Annotated in this window: 12 protein-coding genes; 8 read left to right on the top strand and 4 right to left on the bottom strand. The window is 36.2% G+C overall.

Annotation, left to right across the window (positions count from 1 at the left end; all coding sequences use genetic code 11):
• Positions 1 to 25 precede the first annotated feature (25 nt).
• The 3 genes from HMPREF0669_RS04235 to HMPREF0669_RS04225 form a co-directional block, all read right to left on the bottom strand.
• Complete coding sequence (locus tag HMPREF0669_RS04235; protein WP_009227282.1) at positions 26 to 1,096, bottom strand: isochorismate synthase; 1,071 nt, start codon at positions 1,094 to 1,096, stop codon at positions 26 to 28.
• Positions 1,093 to 1,509 (bottom strand): PaaI family thioesterase, encoded by a 417-nt coding sequence (locus tag HMPREF0669_RS04230; protein ID WP_009227281.1) that lies wholly within the window; start codon positions 1,507 to 1,509, stop codon positions 1,093 to 1,095. Before HMPREF0669_RS04230 ends, HMPREF0669_RS04235 begins: the two co-directional genes overlap by 4 nt.
• 418 nt (positions 1,510 to 1,927) lie before the next feature.
• Entirely contained in the window at positions 1,928 to 2,857 is a 930-nt protein-coding gene (locus HMPREF0669_RS04225) for a hydrogen peroxide-inducible genes activator (RefSeq protein WP_009227280.1), read from the bottom strand.
• Positions 2,858 to 3,103: 246 nt separating this feature from the next.
• Here HMPREF0669_RS04225 and HMPREF0669_RS04220 point away from each other — a divergent pair, with 246 nt between their 5' ends.
• From HMPREF0669_RS04220 to HMPREF0669_RS04195, 6 genes are all read left to right on the top strand, one after another.
• Positions 3,104 to 3,715, top strand: a complete 612-nt coding sequence (locus HMPREF0669_RS04220) for a superoxide dismutase (protein WP_009227279.1) — start codon at positions 3,104 to 3,106, stop codon at positions 3,713 to 3,715.
• 173 nt (positions 3,716 to 3,888) lie between these two features.
• Positions 3,889 to 4,455 carry an alkyl hydroperoxide reductase subunit C gene (gene ahpC, locus HMPREF0669_RS04215; RefSeq protein WP_009227278.1) on the top strand — a complete coding sequence of 189 codons (567 nt, stop codon included), beginning with the start codon at positions 3,889 to 3,891 and terminating at the stop codon, positions 4,453 to 4,455.
• A 117-nt stretch (positions 4,456 to 4,572) separates the two neighbouring features.
• Positions 4,573 to 6,135 (top strand): alkyl hydroperoxide reductase subunit F, encoded by a 1,563-nt coding sequence (ahpF, locus tag HMPREF0669_RS04210; protein WP_009227277.1) that lies wholly within the window; start codon positions 4,573 to 4,575, stop codon positions 6,133 to 6,135.
• Between the two features lie 160 nt (positions 6,136 to 6,295).
• The gene (locus HMPREF0669_RS04205) at positions 6,296 to 6,781 is read left to right on the top strand and encodes a Dps family protein (RefSeq protein ID WP_009227276.1); all 486 of its coding nucleotides are present in this window, start codon (positions 6,296 to 6,298) and stop codon (positions 6,779 to 6,781) included.
• Between the two features lie 233 nt (positions 6,782 to 7,014).
• Entirely contained in the window at positions 7,015 to 7,473 is a 459-nt protein-coding gene (locus tag HMPREF0669_RS04200) for a DoxX family protein (RefSeq protein ID WP_009227275.1), read from the top strand.
• A gap of 85 nt (positions 7,474 to 7,558) precedes the next feature.
• Positions 7,559 to 8,017 carry a copper resistance protein NlpE N-terminal domain-containing protein gene (locus HMPREF0669_RS04195; RefSeq protein WP_009227274.1) on the top strand — a complete coding sequence of 153 codons (459 nt, stop codon included), beginning with the start codon at positions 7,559 to 7,561 and terminating at the stop codon, positions 8,015 to 8,017.
• A 151-nt stretch (positions 8,018 to 8,168) separates the two neighbouring features.
• Here the strand turns inward: HMPREF0669_RS04195 and HMPREF0669_RS04190 are convergent, their stop codons facing one another.
• Complete coding sequence (locus tag HMPREF0669_RS04190) at positions 8,169 to 8,909, bottom strand: RDD family protein (protein ID WP_009227273.1); 741 nt, start codon at positions 8,907 to 8,909, stop codon at positions 8,169 to 8,171.
• A gap of 383 nt (positions 8,910 to 9,292) precedes the next feature.
• Here HMPREF0669_RS04190 and HMPREF0669_RS04185 point away from each other — a divergent pair, with 383 nt between their 5' ends.
• Together HMPREF0669_RS04185 and HMPREF0669_RS04180 are read left to right on the top strand one after the other, a co-directional pair.
• Complete coding sequence (locus tag HMPREF0669_RS04185) at positions 9,293 to 10,264, top strand: stage II sporulation protein M (RefSeq protein ID WP_009227272.1); 972 nt, start codon at positions 9,293 to 9,295, stop codon at positions 10,262 to 10,264.
• Positions 10,239 to 11,243 carry a hypothetical protein gene (locus HMPREF0669_RS04180; protein WP_020967159.1) on the top strand — a complete coding sequence of 335 codons (1,005 nt, stop codon included), beginning with the start codon at positions 10,239 to 10,241 and terminating at the stop codon, positions 11,241 to 11,243. Before HMPREF0669_RS04185 ends, HMPREF0669_RS04180 begins: the two co-directional genes overlap by 26 nt.
• Positions 11,244 to 11,249 lie beyond the last annotated feature (6 nt).

Here is an 11,249-nt window from a genome sequence, read left to right as displayed (position 1 = left end):
ATATCTGCTTTTTACTGATAGCCTCTTATTGTTCAATAAACAAATCTTTCATTGTTCGAAGCTTGTTTTCGGTTTCTTGCCACTCATTTTCTTCCTTACTGGCTGCCAATAAGCCACCGCCTGCATAAAACGTGATGTGCTCTTGGGCTATATTTAAGCAACGCAAAGTTACAAAAAGATGTGTTTTAAAATTGTTTACGTTCATCATTCCCACAAAACCACTATAATATTTGCGGTGATACCCCTCGTTCTTTAAAATAAACTCTTTGGCCTCTTGCTGTGGCAAACCACACACTGCTGGGGTGGGATGCAAGCTATTTAAAAGCTTTCCTAACTGTGTTTTGTTAGTAAGATGAAAGGATATGTCGGTTCGAAGGTGTGCTAATTCGGCAGAAAATACCGTATGTGGTTTTGAAACGCTTATCTTAGCATCTACCTTCTTCAAACATTCTACGATGTAATCGGTTACAATTTGTTGTTCTTTTTGCTCTTTCTCTTGCCAAACAACTGCCAAATTCTGAGGCAACTCGCCTGTATTGACAGAACAAAAGCATTTTTTTTCTATTTTTTGAGTGCCCGCAAGAGCCATTGTTTTCCACCCTTCTTCGGTTTGTTCTATCAGTGTTTCGGGTGTAGCCATCAACCAAATGCCTGTTGTAGGCGTATTGATTAGGGCTACAAACAAATGGGGATATTTTGCGCAAGCATGTAAAAAGAGTTGCTTTGCCTGCTCTTCGGTGATGTGAAGAGCGTGTTCTTCGGTGCGAGAAAGCACCAACTTACTGAATTGTTGATTTAACAATGCAGTGTGAAACTTGCCGAATACCTCTGAATAGGCCTTGCGTTGATGTGGGTTATTGGATTGATTAAGGTGTAACTCGTATTCTTCTAAAGTAGGAATACTATGAGTTGAGCACTCATCAGGGTGTAAAACAACAATAGGACAATTGGTTGTGGGCGAAAAAGGGGCAATAACAAAACCTTCTTCACCTGCCAATTGGTCGAAAGAATACAATTCTCTAATGCTTCCGTTGTGCTGTTCTACACAATGAAAGCAATTGCTATCGGGTGTTTTAAACCAAGTGTAACCTATCATTTATTGTCTCGAACAATAACATAATTAGTGACATTCACCACCGATATAAGTTCGTTTGCGCTGTTACAAATATCTACTCGCCAAACATGTAACAAGCGTCCTTTATTAATTAGGTGTGCTGTTGCCGTCACAGTATCGCCCTCTACCACTGCCTTTACGTGGTTTCCACTAACATTAATACCCACACTTATATCGTTGGGGCACAATGCTAACGACCCAACTCCAGCCAAATTCTCTGCAAGAGCAAGGGTTGCACCACCACTTAAGAATCCAAATGGTTGTCGATTGCGTTCGTCTACTTGCATAGTGGCTTTGCAAGTATTAGGATCATCGGTTGAGAAAAACTCCATTCCCAATGTTAACGACAAGCCTTTATCTTTCTCTAAAAGTCCTTTTACACCATCAATATTCATGCTGTTTACTTCTTATTTTTATTTCTTTATCAAACTCTAGTCAACCAAAGTTATAGTAAGTTCGAACCAAGAGTTTCTATTTTTCGATTCAAAAACACATATTTCGTTGCCGTTGCTCTATTGCAAAGGTAAGAAAAAAGGCTATAAAAACAAAGTTTTAGGAATGGTCTTTTAGCCCGTTTAGGCACTATTATGAAAAAGAAGATTTGTTTTCTCAAGGCATTTCTTCTTTTTCTTGTATACGTTATATACATAGATGAACATCAATATCTATAACACTGGTTTGCAAAAGCTATGTATTTAAAGCATAATAGCAATGCTTTTACAACTTAAAAGCATTGCTATTACAGGCTAAAAACTATCATTTTAGAACGCTAACAAAAAAGTATTGAAAATCAATTATAAAGGGAGTGTCACCCTATATCACTTTCTGTATTGTTTTTTTGAGTGCTAACATGTCTTCGGGAACAGACTTTTTCACTTCGTTTGCCACCAATTCTTTAATTGAATTACGTATAAAATTGGGTGACGTAATCATCACTACATCACGGGTAGGCACTGGTATTGCAAATGGACGAACAAGTTTTTTCTGCGATTCGCTTAGCTGATAAAGAGCCAATTCGGGAATAAACGTAACACCTTTTCCGCTCTCAACCATTCTCATAAAGGTCTCGATACTACCCAAGCTATATGCTTTTTTACTTGCAGTGGCAGACTTTAGATGACAAAACTTCACCAATTGGTCTCTAAAGCAATGCCCTTCGTCTAACAACCACAAATATTCATCTGCTAAATCGCTCGTCTTTATAGACGTATGTTGTTGCAATTCGTCGTTCTCTGCAATGTAAGTAAAGAACTGTTCGTAGAACAAATGGTCTCTTTCGAACTCATCCATATCATCTAAAAGGGCAAGAATTCCAGCATCAAGATCTCCTCTTTTCAAGGCAATCTTAATCTCTTCGGTTTTCATTTCGCTAATTCTTACGTCCAATTGAGGATATTTACTCATCAATTGAGGAAAGAAACGAGGAATGAGATATGGTGCAATTGTGGGTATAATACCTATTTTAAATGTTACAGTTAGTGAGTGTTTCTCTTCTTCAACCGCCTCTTTTAGCCTCCTTGCACGGCGCAACACTCGCCAAGCATTATCGATAACAAGCTTTCCAACCTCTGTTGTTGTGATGGGTTGTTTCTTTCTATCAAATATTTTTACGCCCAATTCATCTTCTAATTTCTGAATCATTGAACTAAGAGTAGGTTGAGTTACATTGCAATATTCGGCAGCTTTTGCAAAATGTTTGTGTCGATAAACGGCAACAATATATTCAAGTTGTTGTAAGGTCATTATCTTTTTGTTTGATCGTTGATGCAAAGATACACATTAATTTATATCTAAACAATGCGTTTTATATCTTTTTTTATATTCAATTGCATTCCCTTTATATTCATAAAATACTGATAAACAAACGCATTAAGCCTCTAATATAGATTTTATCTATTTACATATAGATTTTATCTGTTTTATAGTTGTTGGGTTATATCTAACTTTGCATTGTCTTAAAGAAAAGATATAAACAAATAAAAGTATAAAATGTTATTAACAAAAATAGTATTTATGATGACTATATCAATGCCACAATTACCTTATTCTCCTAACGCTTTAGAACCAGTTATTAGCGAACAGACAATAAACTATCATTATGGCAAACATCTTCAAGCGTATGTTAACACCTTAGGAACATTGGTTCAAGGTACAGAATTTGAAGGAAAGAGTGTTGATGAGATTGTTATGACAGCACCAGATGGTCCTATCTTTAACAATGCAGGACAAACATTGAACCACGCTTTGTATTTTGGTCAATTCAAATCACCTGTAAAAGATAACGTACCAACAGGCAAGCTTGCAGATGAAATCAATACTACTTTTGGTAGTTTCGATGAATTTAAGAAACAATTTTCACAAGCAGGAGCTACTCTTTTTGGCTCTGGTTGGGTTTGGTTAGCACAAGATAAAGATGGAAAACTAATCATTACAAAAGAGGCTAATGCTGGAAATCCACTTCGTCACGGTCAAAATCCACTTATGGGTATTGATGTTTGGGAACACGCTTACTATCTAGATTATCAAAATAGACGTGTTGATCACCTTGCAGCAGTATGGGAAATCATCAACTGGGACGTTGTTGCTTCAAGACTTAAATAAAGAGAATTCTTTACGTAACACACAATATAAAATAAGGTGAGCGGTGTTTTATCATCTTCATCGACAATAAATAGCCCTCACCTACCCCATTAAAACAGATTTATCTCTATTAAAGAGAAAAGAAATAGTAAAACAGAAATTATTACATAACAATATAAATATAATAAGAAATTATGAAGACAATTATCAATACTCAAGTTCCTGAGTTTAAAGTTCAAGCCTTCCAAAATGGCGAATTCAGAACAGTTTCAAACGAAGATATCAAAGGTAAGTGGGCTATCTTCTTCTTTTACCCAGCTGACTTCACTTTTGTTTGCCCTACAGAGCTTGTAGACTTGGCAGAAAAGTACGAAGAATTAAAGAAAATGGGCGTTGAAGTTTTCTCAGTAAGTACTGACACTCACTTCGTACATAAAGCTTGGCACGATGCTTCTGACAGCATTAAAAAGATTCAATATACAATGCTTGCTGACCCATTAGCAACTCTTTCTGAAGCTTTCGGTGTATATATCGAAGAAGAAGGTATGGCTTATCGTGGTACATTCCTTGTTGATCCAGAAGGTAAAATCAAATTAGCTGAGATCCAAGACAATAGTATTGGCCGTAATGCAGAAGAGCTTGTACGTAAGGTTGAGGCTGCTCAATTCGTAGCAAATCACCCAGGTGAGGTTTGTCCTGCTAAGTGGAAGAAAGGTCAAGAGACATTAAGTCCAAGCATAGACCTTGTTGGTAAGATCTAAGTTTATTATTTATTAATGAGTGTTCCCTTTTCTTTTGCTCCTTTAAGCGTAAGAAATGGGAACTCTTTTTAAATACACTTTTATATAAGACATTATACCTAACTAAAATAAAAGATTATGCTAGATAAACAAATAATTGAACAAGTAAGAGGTATTTTTAGTGCCCTTGAGGGACAATACACCTTATCATTAACTTTCAATAAAGACTTTGAAGAACTCAATAATATGCGTTCTTTCTTGTCAGACTTTGCTTCTTCATCTGAAAAGATAAATGTAGAAGAACACGAAACCACAGAAAACACTCTTTATTTCGATATCGTTAAGAATGGAACTCCTACAGGAATCCGTTTTAGAGGTATTCCTAATGGACACGAGTTTACATCTCTTCTTCTTGCAATTCTTAACTCAGATGGTAAAGGAAAGAATCTTCCTGATGCCAATATATGCAAACGTGTGGCTGCAATTAATGGTGAAATACATATTCAAACCTATGTATCTCTAACCTGTACCAATTGCCCTGACGTTGTACAAGCACTCAACATCATGGCTTTGAACAATCCTGCTATCACCCATGAGATGATTGATGGAGCTTTATTTCAAGCTGAAGTGGAAGCAAAACACATTCAAGGTGTACCCGCAGTGTTCATTGATGGTGAGCTAGTTCATTCTGGTAAAGGTGAATTTGGAGAGCTATTACAGAAATTAGAAGATAAGTTTGGCTCTTCAACTCAAAGTAATGAGCCTCAAGAAGAACAAAACTACGATGTAATTGTATTGGGTGGAGGTCCTGCAGGTTCATCTGCTGCCATCTATTCAGCACGTAAAGGACTAAAAGTAGCTATCATTGCAGAAAGCATTGGTGGACAAGTTAAGGAAACAGTAGGCATCGAAAACCTTATATCTGTTCCTCAAACAACAGGTGCTAAGCTTGCTTCTGACTTAAAAGAGCATGTTCGCACTTATCCTATTGATGTCTTTGAAAACCGCAAAATAGAAAATGTTTCACTAAAAGACGCACAAAAACGCATTATAGTTAGAGGCGGAGAAACTTTCGTTGCGCCTGCAGTTATCATTGCAACAGGTGCAAGTTGGCGTAAACTTAATGTGGAAGGCGAAAGCGATTACTTAGGTAAAGGTGTGCATTTCTGCCCTCATTGCGATGGACCTTTCTACAAAGACAAGGCAGTAGCAGTGATTGGAGGTGGCAACTCGGGTATAGAAGCTGCAATAGACCTTGCTAATATCTGCTCAAATGTTACTGTTTTGGAATTTGCCGACACACTAAGAGCCGACGAAGTGCTACAAAACAAGGCTGCAAGTATGCCTAACATACAAATATTTAAGTCGTCTCAAACAACTCAAGTAATAGGAAATGGCACTAAGGTTACAGCCTTAAAGGTGAAAGATAGAGTTACAAATGAAGAACGAGAGATTACTCTTGATGGTGTATTTGTACAAATCGGACTATCGGCTAACAGTGCTCCTTTCGCAGAAGAACTCACACTTACGAATGCAAGAGAAATAGTTATTGATGCTCATTGCCGTACTTCTATTCCTGGAGTGTATGCTGCTGGCGACGTATCAAGCGTGCCTTACAAGCAAATTGTCATTGCTATGGGAGAAGGAGCAAAAGCTTCTTTATCTGCATTCGAAGACAAAATGCGTGGCGTTATCGGTTAATTCTGAAAGTGCTTTATATAAAGGTGTTCAACAATAGTTATTTATTTTGTCTATAACCACATAGATAGAACCATTTGTAAGCAGTTTTTCTTTATTGTAACTTTGCATCATCAATAAAACAATAAGATAAAAATAACAAATAAAAGAAAGGAATATTATTATGAACACACTTCAGTATTTAGGACTAAATAGCGAGAAAGTAGCACCTGTAGTAAAAGCTTTATCACAGCTATTAGCAGACTATCAAGTATTTTATGCAAACCTTAGAGGTTTCCATTGGAATGTAAGAGGAAAGAGTTTCTTTATGCTTCACGAGCGTTATGAAGAACTTTACAACGACACTGCCAATAAAGTTGATGAGGTTGCAGAACGTATTCTTCAACTAGGAGAACGTCCAGAGAATCGCTATAGCGAATATCTTAAAGTGTCAAAGCTACAAGAAGACGGATTTGAACGTGAGGGAAGACATGCTCTTGAAAGAGTTCTTGAAACCCTAAAGCTTTTTATTGAAGAAGAAAGAGCAATCATTGCACTTGCAAATGAGGCAAATGATGATGTCACTGCATCGCTTATGAGTGACTATCTTACAGGTCAAGAAAAGCTTATTTGGATGCTTCTTTCTTTCTTAGAAAAGAAGGCTAAATAATCAGAATTAAGTAGATTAGAATACAAGAAATAGCGAACAGATTTATTATGAACGAGGGTTGCACGCTCAATAAGAGTGGTGTTGCCCTCATTTTATATTGAATTTAAGTTATAAAAGCATTGAGATTAGGTTGCAAAAGCATTGAGATTGGACTGCAAAAGCATTGAGATTAGGCAGTAAAAGCATTGCAATTACACCATAACGAATATACAAACAATAAGAAACATATTACAATGAAAAAGTTATTAAAATTGATATTCCCAACAAATAACGAGAGTTGCTCCACCTCCTTTGTGCTTCTTGCAGCCCGAGTTATATTTGCTTTGCTTCTTGCCCATCATGGATTGCAGAAGTATATGGCATTCGATAAGATGTCAAGTGCCTTTCCTGATCTATTAGGATTAAGCTCACAAACATCATTAACACTTGCTATTTTCGCAGAGTTAGTATGTTCTGTTGCCCTCATTCTTGGTATTTTAAGTCGCTTAGTGCTTATTCCTATAATCTTTACAATGGCAATTGCATTCTTTATTGCGCACGGGGGTTCAATCGATCAGGGTGAGTTAGCATTTGCATATCTTATCGTTTTCATTCTACTTCTTATCGCTGGACCAGGCAAGTTCTCTGTAGATGGCTACTTAGTGAGCCTTTGTCCTGCCATGAATAAAGAAAAATGCACTTGTAATAGATAATTAAATATTTTTATTATCATCATATACAATAAAACAATAAATTTGGAGTTGTATTGATGTATTATTAATTTTAAAAACAAAAAGTATGAAGAAATTATTGACATTAGCCGTTGCTGCTGCTCTAGTTGCAGCTTGCAACAACACAGGAAAAACAGCATCTACAGGTGCAGGTGTAGACTCTTTGGCTCAAGATTCAACTCTTGGAGATAGCGTTCGTTATGAAGGTGTTATCCCAGCAGCTGATGGTCCAGGCATAAAATACAACGTTGCAATCGCTTCTAACGATTCAACTGTAGGTTATAGCCTTACTCAAACATACCTAGAAGCAAAGGACGGACAATCTACCTTCACAACAACTGGTACTGTTGAGAACATCAAAAAAGACGTAGATGGTAAAGAACTACAAGCTTATCGCCTTGTTGGTAAGACAAAAGAAGATGATACTTACCTTCTAATCGTTAACGATTCTACAGTTCGTGTTGTAAATGCTGACTTGAAACTAGAATCTCAAACACCAGAGAAATACGACCTTAAACTTAAATAAAAAATTAGTTATATAGGTTAATACTAAAACAAATAGGTAGTAAGACAACATCTTTTATATGTTTCTACTACCTATTTCTTTTTATAGGTGATGGGTTGTTGAAGAACAACTCATTTTGTTTTGTATTGCATTTTGAGTGCTGCCCTATGGTTTAAACATAATAAACCGACAAGAACTCATAATCTTTTATAATCCTTTCAAGGAACTCTGTGGGCAATTGCTCAACCTTTTTAATATTCAAAACATCACGAACCTTGGTTGCAAGTATCACCATTTGCTCAGTATCCTTTCCCTCATTCACTTTCAAAGCCTTCTTAATAATCTCTACTTGTTGCACAGATAAGTCTTCAGCTTGCTTGTAAAGTGGTTGATAATCGGGTGCTAAATGTCTATAATTATTTAGGTTGAGTGTGAGAGATCTTTTGCGTTTCACTCGCACCACCATTGTGCCTGCGGCTAAGTCACCTAATCGTTGATGTCGTTTTGTGATGAGCATAAACCATGCACCGAGATAAAAAAAGCCATAAGTCTCTACTGGAAGTAACATACCTCTCATTAAATAGTTACCCATTGAGGCAGGAGTTCCATCTGCTTTCATCACCTTTATGCCCATAATAAACTTACCTATGGTTTGTCCACCCGTTACTGTTTCTGATACAATAAAGTAAGTTAGAATGGGTAACAAAAGGAAAAAGAACCCCAAAACCAGTCCCATTTGAGTAGTGAAATGCATTCCACGATCTAAATAATCATATAGTTTTAGCATAAAAAAGCCATAGAAAAAGATGATTATCATATCAATTATATGAGCAAAGAAACGTGGTCCAACTCCAACCGTGTCGTGTTTAATTCGCACAAACTGATTAGTTATAATATCGTTTTTATCGTACATTTAGTAATTATTATTCTTCTTAATTTGTTTTGCTTTTACATTTACAAAGCGAATCATTTCTTTTTCAATCGAAACAGCTCTACTTCGCAAAGGTATTAACTAATAATCAATTACACAACAATAGAAGAATTTTAAAACAACATCATAACCATAAAAAATGAAAAGCATTGTTGTTGACATCTAAAAGCAGTGCTATTGCACCCTAAAAGCATTGCTTTTTGCAAGTAATTTCATAGCTTTTGTAAGCGAATTAATAACCCATTGATACACAAAGGTATAAACCAGAAAAATAAAAAGATGTTTTTTACTTGTAAGAACGAAAAAAAAGACTTATATTTACGTGTGTTTTCACGATCTAAATACAAATAAACTCGTTAATTATTTTGAAAGAAATAGTATTTATAAAGCAAAATCTTGCGAAGTGGAAGGATGTAGAACAGCGATTAGATAATATACAAGCAGAAAGTCCCGAGAGTCTTTCTAACCTTTATTTTGACATCACCTCTGACCTTTCTTTTGCTCAAACCAATTATCCTTCATCGCCAATTACCAATTATCTCAACGATATTGCCCTCACACTACATATTAATATATATAGTAGTAAGCAAGAGTCGTGGCGCAGGCTCATCACTTTTTGGACGCAAGAAGTACCCGACACGGTGTATAAAACAAGATATTATCACTTGCTTTCACTCATTATATTGGCAGTTAGCATGCTTATTGGCATTGTGTCAACCATCGGAGACCCCGAATTTGCCAACACAATATTAGGTCCTTCCTATATTAGTATGACCTTAGACAATATCGCTGCAGGCAAACCTATGGCGGTTTATGCTTCCGAAGGGGAGTTTCTTAGCTTCTTTTATATCACCTTAAACAACCTTTGGGTAGATATTCGAACATTCGCTTCGGGTCTTATCACTTGCTATGGAACCATCACTTCGTTATTATATAATGGTATAATGGTTGGTTGTTTCGAAACTTTCTTATATCAACAGGGCGTATTTAAAGAATCGTTCTTTACGGTATTTGTTCACGGAACGCTTGAAATTGCAACAATGGTGATTAGTGGTGCGGCAGGACTAGCATTGGGTTTGGGTTGGATTGTGCCTGGAACTTATTCTAGAAAGATTGCCTTTAAACGCAGTGCTATGCAGGGTTTGCGCATCTTTGTGGGTGTTGTTCCCATCACAATTATAGCTGGTTTTATCGAAGGATATATCACTCGACACACCGAATGGCCGTTCTTTATAAGAGGACTCATCATCTTCTTGTCGCTATGCTTTATTCTTTTCTATTATATTTACTTACCCTACAAACGCAATGTATATGATAAGAGACAGAAAAAAGATTGAGTTATACGAAGAAAGAAGCTTTAACGAAAACATCAATACGCTGTTTTCGTTTGCTAAACAAAATAAACGTGTTCTGTTTAAGCTCTTTGCTATCATTGCATTGATAACGGCTTTCATCAATATTCCTATTGATTTTGCTATCCAAAATTACTTTAGTTTGGGTTCTAAATTTGACACAAACGATATTATAAGCACCACTATGATGCTCAGATTTCTATGTGTCTCGATAGTTGACGTATTGTTTGCCATTTTATTTATGAGTATTGTTTTTGCATTCGAGGAGGTATATTTCGATAGAACAACAGACCCTACCAATATCAAAGTTAAAGACATTATAGGGCATATACCTTCTATTGCAAAGCGTTTAGTGGTGTTTTCCTTCATACCTATTACGCTTATATGCGCATTATACTTACCTGGTATAGTAGTAACGAATACTTCTTTCGACTTTTTTGCTAAGGCACTTCTCATTGGGGGCTTTGTATTTTTTACCTTTTTAATACTCTCTCCCACTTTAGTTTTATTGACTCCATGCTATGTTTTAGAAGATATTAGCTTGTCGAGAGCCATCTCTAAAAGCATAAAATTGGGTTTTTATAATTGGTTAAGCATTATAGGTTTCGTGTTTACAATAGGACTTATCTTCTTTCTCATTAGCCTATTGTCAAGCATTCCTTTCTATATTATCATGTCTATGCAGGTATTTACGGGTGTGGATGCATCGTCACTTTATAGTTATACACACTCATCTAGCTATAATGCGCTAAATATTATAACCCAAATTGTGTCGCACTTGGGATATATCTTGTGGGTTATTTTCTTCACAATTGGCACTACTTTGGTGTATGGAGCAACGATGGAAAAGACGGAATACAAGAGTATTGACAACTCAATCGATATTTTTGAGCAACTAAATAACGACATCATAGACCAAAAATTGGACGAGATTAACGATATAGACATTAGTTCTGAAGATTAGAAAGTA

Origin of the sequence: Prevotella sp. oral taxon 299 str. F0039, from assembly GCF_000163055.2 — a bacterium.
Lineage (GTDB): Bacteria > Bacteroidota > Bacteroidia > Bacteroidales > Bacteroidaceae > Prevotella.
The sequence above is the reverse complement of the archived record's forward strand: the minus strand, read 5'-3'. Positions and strand labels throughout refer to the sequence as shown.